16 protein-coding genes and 1 tRNA gene are annotated in these 21,878 nt (G+C 71.6%); 5 read left to right on the plus strand and 12 right to left on the minus strand.

Annotation, left to right across the window (positions count from 1 at the left end):
- Nucleotides 1-40 precede the first annotated feature (40 nt).
- From KTN05_RS04700 to KTN05_RS04710, 3 genes are all read right to left on the minus strand, one after another.
- Nucleotides 41-1,354: an MFS transporter gene (locus tag KTN05_RS04700; protein ID WP_217328226.1), complete on the minus strand. Its 1,314-nt coding sequence runs from the start codon at nucleotides 1,352-1,354 to the stop codon at nucleotides 41-43.
- Between the two features lie 92 nt (nucleotides 1,355-1,446).
- On the minus strand, nucleotides 1,447-1,752 hold the full coding sequence (locus KTN05_RS04705) for an HU family DNA-binding protein (protein WP_217328227.1): 306 nt from the start codon (nucleotides 1,750-1,752) through the stop codon (nucleotides 1,447-1,449).
- A gap of 151 nt (nucleotides 1,753-1,903) precedes the next feature.
- Nucleotides 1,904-3,382 (minus strand): AMP nucleosidase, encoded by a 1,479-nt coding sequence (locus tag KTN05_RS04710; RefSeq protein WP_217328228.1) that lies wholly within the window; start codon nucleotides 3,380-3,382, stop codon nucleotides 1,904-1,906.
- A 121-nt stretch (nucleotides 3,383-3,503) separates the two neighbouring features.
- On the opposite strand from KTN05_RS04710, the gene KTN05_RS04715 reads away from it, so the two are divergent.
- Nucleotides 3,504-4,481, plus strand: coding sequence for an LLM class flavin-dependent oxidoreductase (locus tag KTN05_RS04715; RefSeq protein WP_217328229.1), 978 nt, complete (start codon nucleotides 3,504-3,506; stop codon nucleotides 4,479-4,481).
- The gene (locus KTN05_RS04720) at nucleotides 4,478-5,332 is read left to right on the plus strand and encodes an SDR family oxidoreductase (protein ID WP_217328230.1); all 855 of its coding nucleotides are present in this window, start codon (nucleotides 4,478-4,480) and stop codon (nucleotides 5,330-5,332) included. Before KTN05_RS04715 ends, KTN05_RS04720 begins: the two co-directional genes overlap by 4 nt.
- On the opposite strand, the gene KTN05_RS04725 is transcribed toward KTN05_RS04720, so the two are convergent.
- From KTN05_RS04725 to dapF, 7 genes are all read right to left on the minus strand, one after another.
- A complete protein-coding gene (locus tag KTN05_RS04725) occupies nucleotides 5,329-5,949 on the minus strand; it encodes a COG3650 family protein (RefSeq protein WP_217328231.1) in 621 nt (206 codons plus the stop codon). The two genes, KTN05_RS04720 and KTN05_RS04725, sit on opposite strands and share 4 nt — an antisense overlap.
- A gap of 15 nt (nucleotides 5,950-5,964) precedes the next feature.
- Entirely contained in the window at nucleotides 5,965-6,678 is a 714-nt protein-coding gene (locus tag KTN05_RS04730) for a VIT family protein (RefSeq protein WP_217328232.1), read from the minus strand.
- Nucleotides 6,679-6,926: 248 nt separating this feature from the next.
- Entirely contained in the window at nucleotides 6,927-8,873 is a 1,947-nt protein-coding gene (gene dxs, locus KTN05_RS04735) for a 1-deoxy-D-xylulose-5-phosphate synthase (protein WP_217328233.1), read from the minus strand.
- Between the two features lie 44 nt (nucleotides 8,874-8,917).
- Entirely contained in the window at nucleotides 8,918-9,820 is a 903-nt protein-coding gene (locus KTN05_RS04740) for a polyprenyl synthetase family protein (protein ID WP_217328234.1), read from the minus strand.
- Entirely contained in the window at nucleotides 9,820-10,080 is a 261-nt protein-coding gene (locus KTN05_RS04745; RefSeq protein WP_217328235.1) for an exodeoxyribonuclease VII small subunit, read from the minus strand. Before KTN05_RS04745 ends, KTN05_RS04740 begins: the two co-directional genes overlap by 1 nt.
- A 75-nt stretch (nucleotides 10,081-10,155) precedes the next feature.
- The gene (gene mtaB, locus KTN05_RS04750; protein ID WP_217328236.1) at nucleotides 10,156-11,415 is read right to left on the minus strand and encodes a tRNA (N(6)-L-threonylcarbamoyladenosine(37)-C(2))-methylthiotransferase MtaB; all 1,260 of its coding nucleotides are present in this window, start codon (nucleotides 11,413-11,415) and stop codon (nucleotides 10,156-10,158) included.
- Nucleotides 11,412-12,227 (minus strand): diaminopimelate epimerase, encoded by an 816-nt coding sequence (gene dapF, locus KTN05_RS04755; RefSeq protein WP_217328237.1) that lies wholly within the window; start codon nucleotides 12,225-12,227, stop codon nucleotides 11,412-11,414. The genes mtaB and dapF overlap by 4 nt, the downstream gene beginning before the upstream one ends.
- 141 nt (nucleotides 12,228-12,368) lie before the next feature.
- On the opposite strand from dapF, the gene KTN05_RS04760 reads away from it, so the two are divergent.
- The 3 genes from KTN05_RS04760 (at nucleotide 12,369) to pbpC (ending at nucleotide 20,301) form a co-directional block, all read left to right on the plus strand.
- A tRNA-Lys gene (locus KTN05_RS04760) sits at nucleotides 12,369-12,444 on the plus strand.
- Between the two features lie 203 nt (nucleotides 12,445-12,647).
- On the plus strand, nucleotides 12,648-18,218 hold the full coding sequence (locus tag KTN05_RS04765; protein WP_217328238.1) for an alpha-2-macroglobulin family protein: 5,571 nt from the start codon (nucleotides 12,648-12,650) through the stop codon (nucleotides 18,216-18,218).
- Nucleotides 18,219-18,255: 37 nt separating this feature from the next.
- On the plus strand, nucleotides 18,256-20,301 hold the full coding sequence (gene pbpC / locus KTN05_RS04770; RefSeq protein ID WP_371823279.1) for a penicillin-binding protein 1C: 2,046 nt from the start codon (nucleotides 18,256-18,258) through the stop codon (nucleotides 20,299-20,301).
- A 110-nt stretch (nucleotides 20,302-20,411) separates the two neighbouring features.
- On the opposite strand, the gene KTN05_RS04775 is transcribed toward pbpC, so the two are convergent.
- Together KTN05_RS04775 and KTN05_RS04780 are read right to left on the minus strand one after the other, a co-directional pair.
- Nucleotides 20,412-20,954: an NTP transferase domain-containing protein gene (locus KTN05_RS04775; protein WP_217328239.1), complete on the minus strand. Its 543-nt coding sequence runs from the start codon at nucleotides 20,952-20,954 to the stop codon at nucleotides 20,412-20,414.
- On the minus strand, nucleotides 20,951-21,865 hold the full coding sequence (locus tag KTN05_RS04780; RefSeq protein ID WP_217328240.1) for an XdhC family protein: 915 nt from the start codon (nucleotides 21,863-21,865) through the stop codon (nucleotides 20,951-20,953). Before KTN05_RS04780 ends, KTN05_RS04775 begins: the two co-directional genes overlap by 4 nt.
- Nucleotides 21,866-21,878 lie beyond the last annotated feature (13 nt).

The following is a 21,878-nucleotide window of genomic DNA, read 5'->3' on the forward strand; positions in this document are numbered from 1 at the left end:
AAGCCGGCCCGCACCCTGCGCGCCGGCTTTCTTCATGGCCTCACAGGATCGAGGCGTCGCGCGTCTCGCGTCCGATCATCAGCGTGACCAGCGCCGCCAGCAGCAGGAATCCCGCGAACAGCGCGATGGCGAGCGCGAAGTCCCGCTCGACCACGCTGCGCATCAGGCTGGGGGCCATAATGCCGCCCAGCCGCGCCATCGCGCCCGCCGTGCCCATTCCGGTGCCGCGCAGCGTCGTCGGGTAAAGCTCGGGCGTGAAGGCATAAAGCGCGCCCCAGGTGCCCAGCAGCGCAAAGCTCATCACCAGCAGCGAGACGGCGACCATGATCGGCGTGCCCGCCAGCACGAAGGCCATGCAGCCCGCCGCCGAGATCAGCAGGAACAGTTGCAGCGTGATCTTGCGGCCCAGCCGCTCGACCCCCCAAGCGGCCAGCGCGTAGCCGGGCAGCTGCGCGATCGCCAGCAGCACGAGGAAGCCGTAGCCGCGCACGAAGCCGAAACCCTCGGTCGCGAGGCGTGCGGGCAGCCAGACGAACACGCCGTAATAGGACACCGAGACCAGGAACCACAGCGCCATCACCGCGATGGTGGTCCGCGCCATGCCGCCCTTGAACAGTCCTTCGCCCTTCACCGGCGCGGGGGTGGAGATCGTGACCCCCTGCGGCAGCACCGAGGCGCCGTTCGTCACCCGCACCCGGTTCAGCACCGCCCGCGCCTCTTCCTTGCGGCCCTTGCGGATCAGGAACATCGGCGATTCCGGCACCCAGAACCGCATGAAGATCCCGATCATCGCCGGCAGCGCGGCGACCAGATAGATCAGCCGGAACGGCGCCGCGATCCCCGTCGCCGCCGCATACCATGCGGTCAGCGCCACGATCAGCGTCCCGACCGCCCAGAATCCTTCCAGCCAGACCAGCCATTTGCCCCGGTTCTTCGGCGGCAGGAATTCGGCCATCATCGCGTAATCCACCGGCAGCGTGCCGCCCACCGCCATGCCGGTCAGGAACCGCAGCACCAGCAGCGCCTCGTACGAGGGCGCGAAGGCCGAGGCGAGGCCGAACACCGCGTCGCAGGCCACCGTCAGCAGCAGGACGTTGCGGCGGCCGATCCGGTCCGCGATGCGGCCGAACAGCGCGGCGCCAAGGAACATCCCCAGGAAGAACAGCGTCCCCGTCTGCTGCGCGGCCTGCGCCGTGCTTAAGCCGAACTCCGCCGCGATCGAGGCGGCGGCGAAGCCCACCGCCACGACCTGCATCGCGTCGGCCGCCCAGACCAGCCCGAAGATCGCCAGCAGCCGGCGCTGGAACCTGCCCGCGCCCGCCTGTTCGAGGATCTCGTCCACCGTAAGTTTCATCCGCCTCGCTCCTCCCCGGACTTTGCGGTCAGCAATGCAAAAGGGTCGCGCCGCCTTGGCACGACCCCATCGTCAGGCAGTCCTGCGCCGGATCAGGCGTTGACCGAATCCTTCAGGCCCTTGGCGATCGTGACCTTCACGACCTTGTCGGCGGGCTTCTGCATCATTTCCTGGGTCTGCGGGTTGCGGACCATCCGCTCGGGGCGGGCGCGGCAGGCGACCTTGCCGATCCCCGGCAGGGTGACGGCCCCGCCTTCGGCGACGACGCGGCTGACGATCGATTGCAGCGCGTCGAGCGCCGAGGTGGCGGTCTTCTTGTCGCTGCCCATCTCGTCCGCGAGTGCGGCCACCAGTTGGGTCTTGGTCATAGGTTTGGCGGCTGCGGGGGTATTGGCCATCGGGTGGTCTCCTGTTGTCCCGGGTTCCGTTTATTTTCGGGACCGCGATAGGGTGGATTATCCTGCTACACAGGGTTTTGACGTGTATTTCAAGTATTTTTCATCATCAAAGGCGATTCTCGGCCGCATCCCGCGCCTTGATGGCCCCGCCCTAAAGGAACGCGGTTTCCTGGAATGAGCGCAGCTTGCGCGAGTGAAGCCTCTCCACCGGCGTCTCGCGCAGCTTCTCCATCGCGCGGATGCCGATCAGCAGGTGGCTTGCGACCTGGGTGCGATAGAAGTCGGTCGCCATGCCGGGCAGTTTCAGTTCGCCATGCAGCGGCTTGTCGCTGACGCAGAGCAGCGTGCCGTAGGGCACCCGGAAGCGGAACCCGTTGGCGGCGATGGTCGCGCTTTCCATGTCCAGCGCGATGGCCCGGCTGAGGCTGAGCCGATGCACCGGCGTGTCGCGCAGTTCCCAGTTGCGGTTGTCGATGGTGGCGACGGTGCCGGTCCGCATGATCCGCTTCAGATCAAAGCCTTCCAGCTGCGTGACCTCGGCCACCGCGTCCTGCAACGCCACCTGCACCTCGGCCAACGTCGGCAGCGGCACCCAGACGGGCAGGTCGTCATCGAGCACGTGATCCTCGCGCAGATAGGCGTGGGCCAGCACGTAATCGCCCAGCCGCTGGCTGTTGCGCAGCCCGGCGCAGTGGCCGACCATGATCCACGCATGGGGCCGCAGCACCGCGATATGGTCGGTCGCGGTCTTCGCGTTGGACGGGCCGACGCCGATATTGACCAGCGTGATCCCGTCCCCATCCGCGCGCTTGAGGTGATAGGCGGGCATCTGCGGGATCTTGGCGCCGGTGGCGATCACCTCGTCCGGCCGCTCCAGCACGCTGTTGCCGGGACCGACGAAGGCGATGTAGCCGTTGTCCGGGTCGGCCAGCGCGGTGCGGGCGAAAGCCTCGAACTCGTCCACATAGAACTGGTAGTTCGTGAACATCACGAAGCGCTGGAAATGCTCGGGCGCGGTCGCCGTGTAATGGGCCAGCCGCGCCAGCGAGTAATCGACCCGCTGCGCGGTGAACGGCGCCAGCGGCATGCTGCCATCCGGGTTCGGCCCGGCGGTGCCGTTGGAAATGTCGTCGTTCATCGTCTCGAGGTCGGGCACGTCGAAGACGTCGCGCAGCGAATAGCGCAGCACGCCTTCCTGCGGCACGTTCAGATCGCTGCGCGTGGCGACGGCGAAATGCACCGGGATCGGCGTGTCGCTGTCGTCGATGGCGATGGGCACGCCGTGGTTGCGGATCAGCAGCCCGATCTGCTGCACCAGATAGTCGCGGTAAAGATCGGGGCGGGTGATCGTCGCCACATAGCTGCCGGGCAGGGCGACATGACCGAACGAGACGCGCGCGTCGGTCTGGCTGTGCAGGGCGGTGGTCAGCCGCACTTCCGGGTAGAAGGCGCGGAACCGGGCCGCCGGCTCGCCCCCCGCGAGCGTCTCCAGGAAGCGGTCCAGCAGAAAGGCCGAGCTGCGGTCGTAGAGCTCGACCAGCCGGTCCACCGCCGCCACCGGGTCATCGAAGAACCTGCGCTCCACGGCGGGGGGCGTCTCGACCGGCAGCAGCCGTGCGTTGCCGTTCATCCGCCCCTCCATTCCCGTCACGCCGGGCTCCCTACACGCTGGCCGCGACTGTCGCATCCCCCCGCGACACTGGCAAGACGGGCCCGCCGCGCCTATCTCCCTGCAAACACAGGAGACGCACATGGATATCTCGGTCCTCGACCTTGCCCCGGTGTCCGAAGGATCGGACGCCCGCACCGCCATCGAGAACAGCGTCCGGCTGGCGAAGGCGGCGGAAGCGCAGGGCTACAAGCGGTTCTGGCTGGCCGAGCATCACAACATGCCCGGCATCGCCAGCGCCGCGACCGCCGTGCTGATCAACCACATCGCCAACCACACCAGCACGATCCGCGTCGGCGCGGGCGGCATCATGCTGCCGAACCACGCCCCTCTGGCGGTGGCCGAGGATTTCGGCACCCTGGCCACGATCCACGGCGACCGGATCGATCTCGGCCTCGGCCGGGCGCCGGGGGGCGATGCGATGGTGATGCACGCGCTGCGCCGGGGCCAGTCGCGCAACGACGACTTTCCCAACGACGTGGTGGAACTGCTGTCCTATCTCGGGCCGAAACGGGATGGCGCTGCGGTGTCGGCCCATCCGGGCGAGGGGACGAACGTGCCGGTCTGGATCCTCGGCTCGTCGCTTTACGGGGCGAGCCTTGCCGCCGCGCTGGGGCTGCCCTACGCCTTCGCCTCGCATTTCGCGCCCGACGCGCTGGATCAGGCCGTCGATCTTTACCGCGACCGTTTCCAGCCCGGCCCCTGGGGCGATGCGCCGCGCTTCATGCTGGCGGTCAACGTGATCGCCGCCGACACGGACGCCGAGGCCAGGCGCCTGTTCACGAGCCAGCAGCTGAACTTCTACCGGCTCCGCACCACCGGCCCCGGCAAGCTTCCCCCGCCGGTGGACGATCTCGCCGCGCATATCCCGCCGCAGCACCAGCCGAGCGTGGATGCGACCTTGCGTATCAGCGCGGTGGGCGCGCCCGATGCGGTGAAGGCTCAGCTGGACGCCTTCGCCGCCCGCTACCAGCCCGAGGAGATGGTCCTGACCGGGATGATCCACGACCCCGAGCTGCGCCTTCGCAGCTTTGCCATGGCCGCCGAGATCATGGCGTGAGGCTGGTCGTCCTCGGCCACGGCTATTCGGCGGGGTTCCTGACGCGGCGTCTGGTGCCGCAGGGTTGGCAGGTCACCGGCACCACGCGCGGCGATCCCGCCGCCATGGCTGCCACGGGGGCCGCGCCGCTGCTCTGGCCGGGCGAGGGTGGCCTGTTGCGGGCCGAGCTTGCCCGCGCCGACGCTATCCTCGTCAGCATCGCGCCGGACGAGGCGGGCGATCCGGTCCTGCGCGATCTTTCGGAGGCCATCGCCGCCAGCCCTGCGCGCTGGCTCGGCTATCTCTCCACCACCGGCGTCTATGGCGACCGGGGCGGCGACTGGGTGGACGAGGATTCGGACCTCGCCCCGTCCACCCGGCGCGGCCAGCAGCGCGTCGCCGCCGAGGCAGCGTGGCGCGAACTGGCGCAGGCCCACGACTTGCCGCTGCATGTATTCCGCCTTGCGGGCATCTACGGCCCCGGCCGCGGCCCGTTCGAGAAGGTGCGCAACGGCACCGCCCGCCGCATCATCAAGCCGGGCCAGGTCTTTTCCCGCATCCATGCCGAGGATATCGCGCAGGTGCTGGCCGCCTCCATCGCGCAGCCCCGGCCGGGCGGAATCTACAATGTCTGCGACGACGATCCCGCCCCGCCGCAGGACGTGCTGGCCCATGCCGCGCAGCTTTGCGGCCTGCCGCCGCCACCGGCCGAGGATTTCGCCTCTGCCGAGATGACGCCGATGGCCCGCAGCTTCTATGCCGAAAGCAAGCGGGTGCGGAACGACCGCATCAAGGACGAGCTTGGCGTGCGCCTGCTTCATCCCGACTACCGCAGCGGGCTTGCGGCGCTGCTCGCCGCCGAAGCGGGTTAGTTCCCGATCAGGCAGCAGCCGCTAAACATGCGCGAGGACTGGCCCGAGCCGTCCAGGATCAGCGTTCCCGACAGCCCGTAGCGGCGATCCGACATCCCGTCGCTGCACTGCTCGGGCCGGATCACGGCGGTCAGCCGCCCCTGCGAATCCCCGGCGATCAGCCCGCGCACCGGGCTGCGGAAATGCCCGTCATCCATGACGGTCCGCAATTCCATCGCCCGCTCGCCGCCGTCGGGCGTGGAAAACACCATCCCGCCCGCCTCCTGCGTCAGCCCCCAGAATGGCTCGGTCCCGATGCAGCGCAGATTGGGGGGCAGAGCGCCCGGCTCCCACACATCGGTGCGATACATGAGGTAACGGGCACTGACCCATCCCGACCGCTCGCCGGCATTCACCTGCGCCCAGCCCGACCGCTCGGCGACCACTTCGACGCCCCTCGCATCCGGCGCCAGCTCGCCGATCACGGGCGAGGAGGCGTCGGGCCGCTCGCGGATGTTCAGCACGTCGCTGGCGGCGACTCCGGTCACATCGAACAGCGTCGGCAGGATGTATTCCTGTGTGGCAAGCGCGGGGGTCGCGAAGGCGAGGGCGAGGGTCAGCAGGATCGGGCGCAGCATCATGGCTCCGGTTTGTCAGGCGGCGATGCCGAAAAGATGCCCGATGGCCGCCGTCACTGCCATCGCAAAGCCGCCCCACAGGATCACACGTGCGACAGCCCGCCCCAGCGGCGCACCCCCCGCCCGCGCCCCGAGCGCCCCCAGCGCGGCGAGCGCCAGCAGCGTCACCACCCAGACCACCGGGACCAGCCGCCCCTCGGGGGCCAGCAGCGCCGCCAGCAGCGGCACCGCCCCCGCGCCGCCGAAGGTCAGCGCCGAGGCGATGGCCGCCAGCAGCGGGTTTGCGGCGTGCATGTCGTGCAGGCCCAGCTCGTCGCGCAGATGCGCGCCGAGCGCGTCATGCTCTGTCAGCTCCACCGCGACCAGCCGGGCGGTGTCGGGGGCAAGGCCGCGCGCCTCGTAGATATGGATCAGCTCCTCCAGCTCGATCTCGGGCTGGGCGCGCAGCGACTGCTTTTCGCGCCTGATGTCGGCCCGCTCGATGTCGGACTGCGAACTGACGCTGACATATTCCCCCGCCGCCATCGACAGCGCCCCGGCGACCAGCCCCGCCACACCAGCCACCGTGACGGCCCCCGGCGAGGGGTCCGCATTCGCCACCCCGACGATCAGCGAGGCCACCGACACGATCCCGTCATTCGCCCCCAGCACGGCGGCGCGCAGCCAACCCGAGCGGGTGATGCGGTGCGGATCATGCGGGTGGGCGAGGGGGTGCGTGTTCCGGGTCATGCGGCGCTGTTTAGGCCGCGCGCGGGGCGGGTGCCAGAGTGGCGAGGGTGCAAGCCGTCATGCGGACCTGGATCGCGGCCCTGTTACGCGGATGCTCCATTCTGGCGCAGAGGCATGGGGCGTCGGATTACCGCTCCGGCGAAGCCTCGTGCCAGAGGCCTGTTTGCTCCACCCGCAGAGCCCGGATCGCCGCAGCTTCCGCAATCAGGCGTTCTCGGCGCGGTCCCGCCCCGGCCTCGCGGATGCGTTCACGCCCGCCGTTCCATGGTGGCGACGCCCAGCACCTCCAGCACCTTCGCCTCGATCTGCGGGGCGTCCATCGCGGCGGCGCGATACATGGCCTCGGGCGAGGCGTGGTCGATGAACGTATCCGGCAGGACCATGCTGCGGAACTTCAGGCCGTGGTCGAAGACGCCCTCGTCCGCCAGAAGCTGCGCGACGTGGCTGCCGAAGCCGCCGACCGCGCCCTCCTCGATGGTGATGAGCGCCTCGTGGTCACGCGCAAGCCGCAGGATCAGGTCGCGGTCCAGCGGCTTGGCGAAGCGGGCGTCGGCCACCGTGGGGGCGACGCCGCGCTGCGCAAGCGCCTCGCGGGCGCGCATCACCTCGGCCAGACGGGTGCCGAAGGACAGGATCGCCACCCGCGCGCCCTCCGCGATGATCCGGCCGCGGCCGATCTCCAGCGGAGTGCCGCGTTCGGGCAGCTCGACGCCGTTGCCCTCGCCGCGCGGAAAGCGGAAGGCGCTGGGGCGGTCGTCCAGCGCGGCGGCGGTGGCGACCATGTGGACCAGTTCCGCCTCGTCCGCGGCGGCCATGACGACCATGCCCGGCAGGTTGGAAAGGAATGCGATGTCGAACGCGCCCGCATGGGTCGCGCCGTCCGCGCCGACCAGCCCGGCGCGGTCGATGGCGAAGCGGACGGGCAGGCGCTGGATCGCCACGTCATGCACGACCTGATCGTAGCCGCGCTGCAGGAACGTGGAATAAAGCGCGCAGAACGGCTTCATCCCCCCCGCCGCGAGTCCCGCCGCGAAGGTCACCGCGTGCTGTTCCGCGATCCCCACGTCGAAGCAGCGGCGCGGGAAACGCTCGGCGAACAGGTTGAGGCCGGTCCCGTCCGGCATTGCGGCGGTGATGGCGACGATCTTCTCGTCCGTCTCGGCCTGCCGGATCAGCGACCTGGCGAAGACCGAGGTATAGCTGGGCGCGTTGGACTTCGCCTTGGCCTGCTCGCCCGTCACCACGTCGAACTTGGCGCGGGCGTGGCCTCGGTCGGCGGCGTTTTCGGCCGGGGCGTAGCCCTTGCCCTTCTTCGTCACGGCATGGATCAGCACGGGACCCGTCGCCCGCGCCTTCACGGTCCGCAGCAGCGGCAGAAGCTGGTCGAGGTCGTGCCCATCGACTGGGCCGACATAGGAAAAGCCAAGCTCCTCGAACAAGGTGCCGCCGATGGTCATGCCCTTGAGCATTTCCTTGGCACGCCGCGCGCCTTCCTGCAAAGGTTCGGGCAGCAGGCCGACCGCGCCCTTGGCGGCGGCCTTGAGATCCTGGAACGAGCCGCGCGTGTAGAGCCGGGTCAGATAGGTGGAGAGCGCGCCGGTCGGCGGGGCAATCGACATCTCGTTGTCGTTGAGGATCACGAACATGCGCGTGCCCATGTGGCCGGCGTTGTTCAGCGCCTCGAACGCCATGCCCGCGCTCATCGCGCCGTCGCCGATCACCGCGATGGCGTCGCCCGGCGCGCCGCCGAGGTCACGGGCGGCGGCGAATCCCAGCGCGGCGCTGATCGAGGTGCTGGAATGGCCTGCGCCGAACGGGTCATAGGGGGATTCGCTGCGCTTGGTGAAACCGGACAGCCCCCCCTCCATCCGCAGGGTGCGGATGCGGTCGCGGCGGCCGGTCAGGATCTTGTGCGGATAGCATTGGTGGCCGACATCCCAGATGATCCGGTCGCGCGGCGGGTTGAACACGGCGTGCAGCGCCACGGTCAGCTCCACGACGCCCAGCCCCGCGCCCAGATGGCCGCCGGTCACGCTGACCGCGCTGATGGTTTCGCTCCGCAGCTCGTCGGCAAGCTGCTTCAACTCGCGGTCGGTCAGCGCCTTCAGGTCCGAAGGCAGGCTCACCCGGTCGAGGATCGGGGTGGCCGGGCGTCCATCCGTCCTGGGGGCGTCGGTCTTGGGGATATCGGTCATGTGGCGTGCCCCTTTCGGGCGGCTTCATCCCGCGAGGGGCTTCGTCACGTCTGGCGGTGGATAACGAAGCGGGCGAGTTGCCGCAAGTTTTCCGCCGCCTCCTGACGCGCGGCGGCGGCATATGGTTCCAATGCGGCTTCCGCGCGCCGGACCATGTCGGCGGCGGTCTTTCGCGCGCCGTCCAGCCCCAGCAGCGACACGAAGGTCGCCTTGCCCGCTGCGGCGTCCTTGCCGACGCGCTTGCCGGTGGCCTCCTCGCTGCCGATGATGTCGAGAATGTCATCCGCGATCTGGAAGGCGAGGCCGAGGCTGCGGGCGTAATCCCCCAGCGCCGCCGTATCCGCGCCCGCCATCACCGCGCCGGCGGTGGCGGAAAAGCCGATCAGGGCGCCGGTCTTGCCCTGTTGCAGGGCGCTGATCGCGGCAAGGTCCAGCGGCGCGTCGGCGGTTTCCGCCGCGATGTCCTGCATCTGCCCCCAGACCATCCCGCGCGCGCCCACCGCGTCGGCAAAGCGGCGCACCAGTTCGATCCGCACCTCGGCGGAGCCGATGGCGGGATCGGCGAGCTGCTCGAAGGCCAGCGATTGCAGCGCGTCGCCGGCAAGGATCGCCGTCGCCTCGGACCACTGGACATGGCAGGTCGGCATGCCCCGCCGCAGGTCGTCGTCGTCCATCGAGGGCAGGTCGTCGTGGATCAGGCTGTAGGCATGCAGCATCTCGACCGCGACCGCGACCGGCATCGCGGCGTCATCGTCCAGCCCGTGCAGCCGCGCCGATTCCAGCACCAGAAAGGCGCGGATGCGCTTGCCGCCGACGCAGCCATAGCGCATCGCGTCGGTCAGATCGCCCGGCGGCAGGTGTTCCAGCGCCCGGTCCAGCGCCGAGGTGACGGCCAGCCGCACCTCGGTCAGCCGGTCGTGCAGATGCGCGGGCAGGGCGGCCTCCATCAGAGGCCCTCGACCGGCGTCGTTCCCTGCGGCTCGCCACTGGCGGCCAGAGTGATCTTTTCCACGCGCTCCTCGGCCTCACGCAGGCGCTGCTCGCAATGGGCGCGCAGCTTCGCGCCGCGTTCGTAAAGCGCGATCGACTGTTCCAGCGTCGCGTCGCCATGCTCCAGCTTGCCGACCGTGGCCTCCAGCTCCTTCATGGCGTCCTCGAAGGACATGGCCTCGATGGCGCGGGCGTCGGTTTCGGGATCGGTCGTCATGAGGTTTTCCTTGGTTGGCGGCGTGCGGACGATCATAACCGCCCCAGCGGGCGGGCGCCACAGCAGCGGGGTGCGTCAGGCGACCAGCCGCGCGCCGTCATGGCCCCGGATCGCCACGTCGAGCAGCGATCCCTCGGGCATGTCGCGGTCGAAGGCGACCTCGGTGAACTGTTCCGTCCGCCCGAGACGCGGGCCTTCGGTCAGGACGCGATGGCTGCGGCCGACCTGCGCTTGCAGATGCGCGCGCAGCACCTCGTCGCCCACCCTCCGCAGCCGGGCGGCCCGTTCCTTGATCGCGGGGCCGGACACGCGCGGCATCCGCGCGGCGGGGGTGCCCTTGCGGGCGCTGTAGGGGAATACATGCAGGAAGGTCAGCCCGCAATCCTGCACCAGCTTCACCGAATTCTCGAAATGCGCCTCGGTCTCGGTCGGGAAACCGGCGATGATGTCGGCGCCGAACACGATGTCGGGGCGCAGCCGCCGCGCCTCCTCGCAGAAGGCGATGGCGTCGCCCCGCAGATGGCGGCGCTTCATCCGCTTCAGGATCAGGTCGTCGCCATGCTGAAGCGACAGGTGCAGATGCGGCATCAGCCGGGGCTCGGTGGCGATCGCCTCCATGAGGTCGGGATCGGCCTCGATCGAATCGATCGAGGAAATCCGCAAGCGGGGCAGGTCCGGCACCATCCGCAGGATGCGCCGCACCAGATTGCCCAGCCGCGGGGCCCCCGGCAGATCCGCGCCCCACGAGGTCAGGTCCACGCCGGTCAGCACCACTTCGTTGAAGCTGCGATCCCGCAGGCGCTTGATCTGCTCGACCACGACCCCCGCCGGAACGGATCGCGAGTTCCCCCGGCCATAGGGAATGATGCAGAAGGTGCAGCGGTGGTCGCAGCCGTTCTGGACCTGCACATAGGCGCGATGGCGGCCGAAGCCGTCGATCAGGTGGCCGGCGGTTTCCCGCACCGACATGATGTCGTCCACCATCACCCGCTCGGTCCCGAAATCGGGCGCGGCGAGGACCTGCCATGTCGCCGGCTGCATCTTCTCGGCATTGCCGACGACGCGGGCGACCTCGGGCATGGCGGCGAAGGTTTCCGGCTCGGTCTGGGCCGCGCAGCCGGTGACGATGATCGGCGCGCCGGGGTTTTCGCGCGAAAGGCGGCGGATCTCCTGCCGGGCCTTGCGGACAGCCTCGGCCGTCACGGCGCAGGTGTTGACGATCACCGCGCCGTCGAGGCCCGCAGCTTCCGCCATCTCGCGCATCGCCTCGGATTCGTAGGCGTTCAGCCGGCAACCGAGCGTGGCCAGCACCGGGGGCTTCGGCACTGCGTTCATGGCCGTTCGCTGCCGCTGGCGATCCAGTCGGCCCTCAGCACCCCGTCGGCGACATGCGCGGTCGGCCCGGCGAGCCAGACGCCATCCTCGCGCCAGTCGATCTCAAGCTCGCCGCCTGCGACCAGCACCCGCACCCGGCGGCCCGTCAATCCCCGACGCGCGGCGGCGACCGCGGCGGCGCAGGAGCAGGACCCCGAGGCGAGCGTGACGCCCACCCCCCGTTCCCAGATCCGCAGCCGCAGCGTGTCGGGCGCGACGACCTGCGCCACCTCGACATTGGTGCGCTGGGGGTAGAGCGGATGCAGCTCGTGCCGGGCGCCGAATCCCTCGAAATCGGGAAAATTCGCCGCGTCGTCCACGAAGAAGGTCATGTGCGGATTGCCCATGCCGGTCGCGACCGGATCGCCGTCGATCGGCAGATGCAGCAGGTCCACATCGCGAGCAAGCGGGATCGACTGCCAGTCCAGCACCGGCTGCCCCATGTTGACGCGGGTGATGCCGCCGCCCGCATCCTCGGCCGCGAGCAGCCCGTGCTCGGTCCGCAGCACCAGCGCCGCCGACCCGCTTTCATCGAGCAGGTAACGGGCGATGCAGCGTGTCGCGTTCCCGCAGGCGGCGGAGGTCGAGCCATCGGCGTTGAAGAAGGTCAGCTTCGCGTCCGCCCCATCATCCGCGTGGATCGTTGCGAGCTGGTCGAATCCGATCCCGAACTGCCGGTCCGCGATGCGCCGCACGAGGTCGGCATCCGGCATCGCCCCGCCATGCCGCAGGTCGATCACGACGAAGTCGTTGCCCAGCCCATGCATTTTCATGAAGGGCAGGCCGGAGGGGGGCCTTGTGTCCATGGCGGCGATATAGAGCCGGCCCCGCGATTTCACCAGAGATTCCGCCGCGGCACGGTCAGTTTTCGCTTGACCCCCGCTTTCGCCGCCCCTAATCAACCGCCCTGTGTTGGGCCCATAGCTCAGTTGGTAGAGCAACTGACTTTTAATCAGTGGGTCACAGGTTCGAATCCTGTTGGGCTCACCACTGAAATCCTGAAATCGTTGGTTTACCGCCTCTGTCGGCCGCGTTCCGTCCGACGCGAGCGCACGTTCAGAGTCGCGCGACAGCCCAACAAGCCTGCCGTTCGGACCCCGCGCCGCGAAGCCCCATCCCGCCAAACCATGACGATTGCCCCTTAAAGGCGATCGTGCCACGCTGCCGCAAAATCCGGTCCGTGGGGTTTGCCGATGCCCGTCCGTCCCTCCGCCGCGATCCGCCGCCTGCTGCGGGCCGCCCGGTCGATCCCCCTCGCGCTCGCGCTCGGCGCAGCCCTTGCGCCCCAGCCGGTCGAAGCCGAAACCGCCCTTCCCGAACGGCGGATCGTCGTGCAGGAAAACACCGATCTGCCCGGCGGCGACCTGGCCCCGATCTTCGAGACCTCGCAGGAAAGCTGCGTTCGGATCTGCCTGGCCGATGCCGACTGCGCGGCGCTGACCTTCAACGCGCGCTCGCGGGCCTGCTTTCCCAAAACGGACCCCGGCGCCCCGCAACCCTTCACCGGCGCGATCTCGGGCCAAGTGCTGCCGACCGATCCGGCGGCAGAGGCCCGCGCGGCCGAGCGGCTGGCGCAGGCGGGAACGTGGCTTTCGCCTGAGGATCGCCGCGCCGCCCGCGATCAGGCGCGCGGCCTCGGCACGCTTTACCCTGCCAACGGCGAGCCGCCGGACTCGCTTCGCGCGCTTGCCGATGCGGCGGGCGCCGGCGGCGATCCGACCGGGCAGGTCCGCTGGCTGGGGGCGCTGACCGCGCTCACCGACGCGGCGGCGGACTGGGAGGCGCTGGCCCGCGCCATGCAGGGCGCCGCCAGCGCGAACGACAACGACCGCGCCATGCTGACGGCGGCGCAGACCGCCGCGACGAACGCATGGCTCCGCGATCCGGGCGCGGGCATTTTCGCCCTGCGGCTCTGGGCCGAACTGGCCGAGCGGCTGGATCGCGGCCCGGACGGGCTCGCCGCCCTGCGCCATGCCGCCGAAACCGGCGGCGCCGATCCCGCGCTGGCCGAGCAGATCGCCGCCTTTCAGGAGCGCCACGGCTTCCGCGTCACCGGCAACCGCGTCGATGCCGACGCGCCCGATCCCCGCGCCTGCGTGGTCTTCTCCGGCCCGCTGGCCGAGTCCGCCGATTTCCGCCCCTTCGTCGCGCTGCCCGATCCCGCGCTGGCCATCGAGGCGCAGGATTACGAGCTTTGCGTCACCGGCCTGACCCGCGGCGCGGCGCTGGAGCTGACGCTGCGCCCCGGCCTTCCGGCGGCCAGCGGCGAGGTGCTGCCGCGCGCCGTGCCGGTCAGCATGTATGTCCGCGACCGCGCCCCGCAGGCCCGCTTCGGCGGCCGCGCCTATGTGCTGCCGGCCAGCGGCGATCAGGGCCTCACGTTGCGCACGGTGAACACCGGCACGGTGGACCTGACGCTGCATCGGATGACGGATCGCAACATCGTCCGCTCGCTTCAGGACCGGATCTTCGCCACGCCCCTGGACGACTGGAAGGTAGGCACCTTCAGCGCCGAGCTGGGGCAGGAGATCTGGTCGGGCCAGGCCGACATCGCCCCCGCGCCGGGCGGCGGTGCGCATCCGATGAATGCCGAAGTGGCGACCCGGCTGGACCTGCGCGCCGCCGTGGGGGCGCTGACGCCCGGCATCTACGCGCTGACTGCCGCCGTGCCCGGCCAGTCGCCCGACCGCAGCCCACCGGCGACGCAATGGTTCATGATCTCCGACCTCGGCCTTGCCAGCTATTCCGGCACCGACGGGCTGACGGTGGTGGTGCGCGGCCTGTCCGACGCCGCCGCCCGTCCGGGGGTTGAGGTCGCGCTGCTCTCGCGCGGCAACGCCGTGCTGGCGCGCATCCCGACCGACGATCAGGGCATCGCGCGGTTCGACGCCGGGCTGACGCGCGGCACCGGCTCGGCCGAACCGGCCGTGATCACGGCGACCGTGCGCGAGGCGGACGAGGTGGCCGACCTCGCCTTCCTGTCCCTGCTCGACCCCGAGTTCGATCTGTCCGACCGCGGGGTCGAGGGTGCGCCGCCGGCTCCGCCCATCGACGTGTTCGTGGCGACCGATCGCGGCGCCTACCGCGCGGGCGAGGTGGCGCACGCCACCATCCTGACCCGCGACGACCGCGCGCAGGCGATCGACGGGCTGCCGCTGACCGCCCTGGTGCTGCGCCCCGATGGCGTCGAACATGCCCGGCTGATGCCCGCCCCGGCGGGCGCAGGCGGCTATACGCTGGACTTCCCCATCCCCGACACCGCCCCGCGCGGCGTCTGGCGGATCGATCTGCGGGTGGAGCGCGACGGCCCACCGCTCGCCACCGCAACCCTGCTGGTCGAGGATTTCCGCCCCGAGCGGATCGCCTTCGACCTCGATCTGCCGGCTGCGCCGCTGCCGGCCGGTCAGCCGCTGACCGCCGAGATCGAAGCCCGCTGGCTGTTCGGTGCCCCCGCCGCCGATCTGCCGGTCGAAGGGACGCTGCGGCTGACCCCCGCGCGCGGTCTGCCGGAATGGCCGGGCTACCGCTTCGGCCGCCACGACGACGACACCTCGCCCGAGATCGTGGCGACCCCCGCCGGCAGGACGGACGATCAGGGGCGCTTTGCGGCCCGCATCGACCTGCCGCCGACGCTCGCGCAGGCGTCCCGCCCCTTCGACGCGCAGCTGACCCTGACCGTCCGCGAGGGCGCGGGCCGTCCGGTGGAGCGCCGCGACAGCCGCCTGATCCTGCCCGCGCACGGCGCGCTGGGGATCGCGCCCGGCTTCGACGACATCGTCGCGCAAGGGGCCGAGGCGTCGTTCCGCATCGTCGCGCTGACCCCCGATCTCGCTCCTCGCGCGACCGGGGCGGAGTGGGTGCTGAACCGCATCGAGACCGATTACCAGTGGTATGCGATCGGCGGCGACTGGAACTGGGAGCCGATCACCCGCCGCAGCCGGATCAGCAACGGAACGCTCCAGACGCCGGCCGACGGCCCGGCCGAATTGTCGGTGCCGGTGGACTGGGGCAGCTACGAGCTGGTCGTGACCGCCTCGGACGGCACCGTCAGTTCGGTCCGGTTCGAGGCGGGCTGGGGCGCGGTGTCCACGGGGACCGACACGCCCGACCGGCTGGCCGTGACGCTGGACCGCCCCGCCTATCGCGCGGGCGACACCGCGCGGGTGACGCTGGAAGCTCATGCGGACGGGGTGGCGGTGGTTTCGGTGCTGTCGAACCGGGTCATCGACCTGCGCGCCGTGCCCGTCACCGCCGGGCGCAACACCGTGGACCTGCCGGTGACCGAGGACTGGGGCGCCAGCGCCTATGTCGCCGTCAGCGCCATCCGTCCGCTCGCGCCGGGAGCCGGCGAGGCCACCACCTCGGCCCACGCGCCGATCCGTGCGGTGGGGATCGCCCCGGCCTGGATCGACCCTGCCGACCGCGCGATCGCGGCCACGCTGACCGCCCCGCAGCAGGCCGACCCGCGCGGCGACCTGCCGGTGACGCTGGCCGTGACCGGCGCCGCGCCGGGGGATACGGTCCACGCCACCATCTGGGCCGTCGATCAGGGCATCCTGAACCTGACCGGCTACACGCCGCCCTCGGCCACCGGCCATTATTTCGGCCAGCGCCGGCTCGGGGTGGGGCTGCGCGATCTCTACGGCCGCCTGATCCTGCCCGGAGGTGCAGCCGACGGCGCGATCCGCACCGGGGGCGATGCCGCCTCGATGCAGACCCAGGCGCCGCCGCCGACCGAGAAGCTGATGGCGTGGTTCTCCGGCCCGCTGACGCTGGACGAAGGCGGGCGCGCGAGCGTCACCATCCCGCTGCCCGATTTCAACGGCGAGCTGCGGGTGATGAGCGTCGTCTGGACTGAGAAGGCGGTGGGCCAGACCGATACGACCGTGCTGGTCCGCGATCCGGTGGTGATGACCGTGACCGCGCCCGCGTTCCTCTCGCCCGGCGATACGGCGCAGGCGCAGGTGTCGCTGACCCACGTCGCCGGCCCGCCGGGCGAGGTGGCGCTTGCTATCGAGAACCGGCCGGCCGCCGAGGACTCGATAGCCCTGACAACCGACCTGCCGCCCGGCACGACCTTGACCGAGCGACAGGCCGTCACCCTGCCGCTCCGCCTGACCGCGCCCGATGCCGAAGGTCTGGCGCAGATGCGGCTGTCGGCGGTGCTGCCGGACGGGCGCACGGTCACGAAGGACTTGACGATCCCCGTCCAGCGGCAGGATGCCGCGGTGAACCGGCGCATGCGCCTGACGCTGGCCCCCGGCACGCAGCAGACGGTGGACCTGGCACCGCTGGGCGCGTTCCGCCCCGGCACCGGGCGCGTCACCCTGACCAGCGGCGCGTTCGCCCGCCTCGACGTGCCCGGCGCGCTTGCCCGGCTGGCCGCGTATCCCTATGGCTGCACCGAGCAGATCGCCTCGCAGGCGCTGCCGCAGCTTTACGCCTCGACCCTGATGCCCGAGGGGATGCCGGCCCCGCCCGGCGTCGATCCGGCTTCCGTCGATGAGGCGATTGCGCAGATCCTGACCCGCCAGACCTCGGATGGAAGCTTCGGGCTGTGGCGGGCCGAAGGCGGGGATCGCTGGCTGAACGCCTATGTCACCGACTTCCTGTCCCGTGCCCGCTCTGCCGGACACGCGGTGCCGGAGATTGCCTTCACCGCCGCGCTCCGCGCACTCCAGAACGGCCTCAACGCCGCGCCCGAGCCGCAATTCGCCGATCCGCAGGAGAATGCGGCGACCGCCTATGCCGCCTATGTGCTGGCCCGCGAACATGCGGCGGTTATCAGCGACCTGCGCTATTACGCCGACACCGGGGTCGAAGGCTTCGCCACCCCGCTCGCGGCGGCGCAGCTTGGGGCGGCGCTCGCGTCCTATGGCGACCAGCCCCGCGCCGACGCGCTGTTCGCCCGCGCGCAGGCGCTGTCGGATCAGAACGCCGAGCCGCAGGAGACATGGCGCCGCGACTACGGCACCCTGCTGCGCGACCGCGCCGGGGTGCTGGCGCTGGCCGCCGAGGCCGGCAGCCAGGCGGTGGACCGGGACCGCATCGCCACCGTCCTGGCCGCGCAGATCGACGACCGGCTGGCCGAGGGCGCGCCGCTCTCCACGCAGGAAGCGGCGTGGGTGATCCTCGCCGCGCAGGCTTTTGCGGGCGGGCCGGAGGCGGGCGGCGGGCTGACCCTGGCGGGCGCGCCGCTCTCCGCGCCGGTGCAGGATCTGGGCGACGCGAGCGCCCTGCCGCCGGTGGTGCTGGGCAATAACGGGCCGGAACCGGTCGAGGTGACGCTGGGCGCGACCGCCGTTCCGGTCGAGCCGCCGCCCGCCGGGGGCACGGCCTTCACGATCACCCGCCGCTATCACGATCTCGACGGCGCGCCGGTCGATCCGGCGCTGGTCCCGCTCGGCGCGCGCCTCATCGCGGTGATCGAGGTGCAGCCGCTGGTGCAGGCGGATGGCCGCCTCATCATCACCGACCCGCTGCCGGCGGGGTTCGAGATCGACAACCCCAACCTGCTCACGCAGGGCGATCTGGACGGGCTGGATTGGCTGCCCGAGACCACATGGGCCGACATGGCCGAGTTCCGGCAGGATCGCTTCGCCGCCGCCGTGACCGCGTTCGGCACCGATCCCATCCGGCTGGCCTATCGCCTGCGGGCGGTCACTCCGGGCACCTTCGCGCATCCCGCCGCTTCGGTCGAGGACATGTATCGCCCGGAACGCCGCGGCTGGACCGACAGTGGCACGACGGTCATCGCCCCCTGAGGACAGCCGCCGGACGGGGCGGCGGCTGCTTGGGGCGGTGCTTGCGCTCGGGCTGATCGCGGGTGCGGGCGACCAGGCGCGGGACCGTTTCGACGCATGGATCGACGCCACCCCGCTGCCGTCGCTGACGGTCACCACGGGGGCCGAGGTGCTGGCCCGTGACGGCAGCCTGCTGCGCGCCTTCCCGGTCGAGAACGGGCGCTGGCGGCTCGCCCCGCCGCAATCGGGCGTCGATCCGCAGTTCCTGCGGCTGCTGATCGCGTGGGAGGATCGGCGGTTCAGCGCCCATAATGGCGTGGACGGCTGGGCCGTCGCCCGTGCCGCCTTGCAAGCGGTGCGGCACGGCCGGGTGGTGTCGGGCGCGTCCACCTTGTCGATGCAGACCGCGCGGCTGCTGGAGCGCGGCCCGACCGGCGACTGGCGCGGCAAGCTGCGGCAGGCGCGGCTGGCCCTGGCGCTGGAGCGGCGGCTGGGCAAGGACCGCATCCTCGACCTCTACCTGCGGCTCGCCCCCTATGGCGGCAACACCGAAGGGGTCCGCGCCGCCAGTCTGATGTGGTTCGGGAAAGAGCCGCGCCGCCTCACCCCGGCCGAATCCGCGCTGCTGGTTGCCCTGCCGCAATCGCCCGAGGCCCGCCGCCCCGACATTCCCGAACGGCGCGAGGCCGCCCGCGCCGCCCGCGACCGGGTGATCGACCGCGCCGAGACTTTGCGCCTGCTGACCCATGAGGCTGCCGAAACCGCCCGCGCGACGCCCTTGCCCAACCAGCGCCGCGCGTTCCCCGCGCTCGCCCCGCTGCTCGCCGACCGGCTGCGGCGCGAGAATCCCGGCGCGCTGCGGATCGAGACGACCATCGACCCCGCGCTGCAACGGCAGGCCGAGGCCTTGACGGCCCGTGCCGTCGCGGGGCAGGGGGCGCGGGTGTCGGCGGCGCTGATCCTCGCCGATCACCGGAACGGAGAGATCCTCGCCCATGTCGGCGCGGCGGCGTTCACCGATCCCCGCGCGGGGGGGTTCATCGACATGACGCAGGCGTTGCGCTCGCCCGGTTCGACGCTGAAGCCGCTGGTCTATGCGCTGGGGTTCGACGACGGGCTGATCCACCCGGAAACGCTGATTGAGGATCGCCCCGCCGCCTTCGGCCGCTGGCAGCCGGAAAACTTCGACCGCCGCTTTCGGGGCACGGTGACGATCCGGCAGGCGCTGGCGGAATCGCTGAACATCCCGGTGGTGCGGGTGGCCGAGGCGCTCGGCCCGGCGCGCATCGCCGCCGCCCTGCGCCGCGCCGGCGCGCCCGCGACCACGGCGGGCGGGCCGCCGGGGCTGGCGCTGGTGCTGGGCGGCGGCGGTGTTTCGCTGGAAGGGCTGGTCACGGCTTATGGCGGCCTTGCGCGGGGTGGGCGCTCGGTGGCGCTGCACGCGCGGCCCGGTGAGGCGCGCGAGTTGCCCCCCGTGGTCGGCCCTGTCGCGGCATGGCAGGTCGGTTCGATTCTCGCGCAGCTTGCGCCGCCGGGCGGGCGCGCGGCGGGGCGGGTCGCGTGGAAGACCGGCACGAGCTACGGCCACCGCGACGCGCTTGCGCTGGGCTATGACGGGCGCTTCGTGGCGGGCGTGTGGCTCGGGCGGCCGGACGGAACGCCGGTGCCGGGGGCGTTCGGCGGCGATCTCGCCGCGCCGCTGCTGTTCGACCTGTTCGACGCGCTGGGGGATCGGGCCGAGCCGCTGCCCCCGCCGCCACCCGCGGCGCTGACGGTGGCGAACGCCGCCCTGCCGCCCGCCCTGCGCCGCTTCGCCGCGCCGGGCGCCGCCCGCCATGGGACCGCCGCGCCCGAGCCGCTGGCGATCCTGTTCCCGCCCGACGGGGCCGAGGTGGAACTGACCGGCGACCGGTTGGTCGCGCGGGTGCGCGGGGGAAGCGGGCCCTACACCTGGCTGATGGACGGCCGCCCGGTGGCGGTCGGCGTGACGGGGCCGGTTGCCGAACTCCCCGCCTCGCCGGGGTGGAGCAGCCTGTCGGTGATTGATGCGGCCGGCGCGGCCACCGAAGCGGAGATCAGGCTGTCCCGGCCGGGGCAGGGGTAAGAAGCGGGCCGCACAGTTTCCCGTCGAAGGCGCACTTCCGAACGGCCGGTCGAGAGCGAGGACGGGAGCCCGAGCCGGGCCGGACAGTCGCCGCCGCAGCCGACCCCGCCTCACCCGGCGGACAGATCCTGCGGAGTGTCCACGTCCATCAGCTCGGCCGGATGCGTCTCCACCAGCACGGCGCCATCCAGCAGCGCGCCCGCCCCCCGATCGCCGCGCAGGCTCAGAAGGGCGGGGAACATCGATGCGGGAAAGCAGGCCGGAACCCCCGGCCGCCCGCCCGGATGGCGCGCGGCGGAGGCACGGCCCGTGCACGCCGCGACCACCGCCGCGACGGTTGCATCGGGCAGCGCGGGCATGTCGGCCAGCAGGATCAGCAGGCGGTCGGCGCCCATCGCCCCCGCCCATGCCACGGCGGCGTGCAGACTGCCGGACTGGTCGTCCCCGTCCGGCGGCAGCAGCGTGAGGCCGCCCAGCAGCGCGGCCACCTCGGGATCGCGCACCACCGCCGCCCGCAGATCGACGCGCGCTGCCGCCAGCGCCTTCGCCGCGTGCGCGGCCAAGGGCAGGCCGTTCCACTCCGCCAGCAGCTTGTTTCCCGGCCCCCAGCGGCGCGAATGACCCGCGGCGAGCAGCACGCCCGCGGTGGTCACCGGGCCGCCTCGGCGAGAACCTCGGCCAGCACCGACACCGCCAGCACACGCGGATCGCGGGCCGAGGGGATCAGCCCGATCGGGCCGCGCAGCCGGACGATGGCGTCCTCGGCCACGCCCATGCGACGCAGCGCCTCCAGCCGCGCGTTGTGGCTGCGCAGACTTCCCTGCGCGCCGACATAGAAGGCGGGCGTGGCGAGGGCTTCGGCCAGAACGGGGGGCTCCCGGTCGTGGTCGTGGTAGAACAGGGTGATCGCGGTCCAGGGGTCGGCCTCGACCGGGGCTGCCGCCCGCAACGCGACGCCTTGCGCGCGCGCGGCGGCGGCGGTCGGCCCGTCATGGGTGGTCAGTTCCGCCGGATAGCCGGCGGCACAGGCCAGCGCAGCGAAGGTCACGGCCTCGACCCCCGCGCCGAAGGTCAGAAAGCGCGTCGGCGGCACGATCCGCAGCGGAAACCCCGGCCCCTCCAGCGCGACGGCTCCGCGATCCAGATCGAGGCCCAGCGTCATTTCCCGCCGCGCCGCGCGGGCGGCGAGCGCGTGGCGGATCGGCCCCGGATCGGCCAACGGCAGCAGCGCCACGTCCAGCCCGCCGCCGCAGGGCAGCACCAGATCGCGGAACGGCGAGCCGATGCCATAGCGCAGCCGCCGCACCCTGCCATCCGCCGCCGCCGCGCGGGCGTGCAGCGCAAGATCCGCCTCGATGCAGCCCGAGCTGAGCTGTCCCACCGCGCCGCCCGCCGCCGGAAACGCCATGATCGCACCGGGATTGCGGTAATGCGGCCCCTCGACCCCCGTCACCACGGCCAGCACGCCGCCATCCACCAGCGCCGCCAGCGGATCGCCCATCGGGTCGGATACGGGCGGCGGAACGGGAAGCGGCTCGGGCAGCGGGTGGAGGGTTTTGTTCATCGGTTGTGGAACA

Source organism: Paracoccus sp. Z118, assembly GCF_019061185.1.
Classification (GTDB): Bacteria; Pseudomonadota; Alphaproteobacteria; order Rhodobacterales; family Rhodobacteraceae; genus Paracoccus.

Bases quoted from the DNA above. Each gene is read 5' to 3' on its own strand.
- KTN05_RS04725 (WP_217328231.1), bottom strand. From the start codon at position 5,949: ATGCTGCGCCCGATCCTGCTGACCCTCGCCCTCGCCTTCGCGACCCCC.
- KTN05_RS04715 (WP_217328229.1), top strand. From the start codon at position 3,504: ATGGATATCTCGGTCCTCGACCTTGCCCCGGTGTCCGAAGGATCGGAC.
- dapF (WP_217328237.1), bottom strand. From the start codon at position 12,227: ATGAAAATGCATGGGCTGGGCAACGACTTCGTCGTGATCGACCTGCGG.
- KTN05_RS04730 (WP_217328232.1), bottom strand. From the start codon at position 6,678: ATGACCCGGAACACGCACCCCCTCGCCCACCCGCATGATCCGCACCGC.
- dxs (WP_217328233.1), bottom strand. From the start codon at position 8,873: ATGACCGATATCCCCAAGACCGACGCCCCCAGGACGGATGGACGCCCG.
- KTN05_RS04705 (WP_217328227.1), bottom strand. From the start codon at position 1,752: ATGGCCAATACCCCCGCAGCCGCCAAACCTATGACCAAGACCCAACTG.
- KTN05_RS04745 (WP_217328235.1), bottom strand. From the start codon at position 10,080: ATGACGACCGATCCCGAAACCGACGCCCGCGCCATCGAGGCCATGTCC.
- mtaB (WP_217328236.1), bottom strand. From the start codon at position 11,415: ATGAACGCAGTGCCGAAGCCCCCGGTGCTGGCCACGCTCGGTTGCCGG.
- KTN05_RS04740 (WP_217328234.1), bottom strand. From the start codon at position 9,820: ATGGAGGCCGCCCTGCCCGCGCATCTGCACGACCGGCTGACCGAGGTG.
- KTN05_RS04710 (WP_217328228.1), bottom strand. From the start codon at position 3,382: ATGAACGGCAACGCACGGCTGCTGCCGGTCGAGACGCCCCCCGCCGTG.
- KTN05_RS04765 (WP_217328238.1), top strand. From the start codon at position 12,648: ATGCCCGTCCGTCCCTCCGCCGCGATCCGCCGCCTGCTGCGGGCCGCC.
- KTN05_RS04780 (WP_217328240.1), bottom strand. From the start codon at position 21,865: ATGAACAAAACCCTCCACCCGCTGCCCGAGCCGCTTCCCGTTCCGCCG.
- KTN05_RS04700 (WP_217328226.1), bottom strand. From the start codon at position 1,354: ATGAAACTTACGGTGGACGAGATCCTCGAACAGGCGGGCGCGGGCAGG.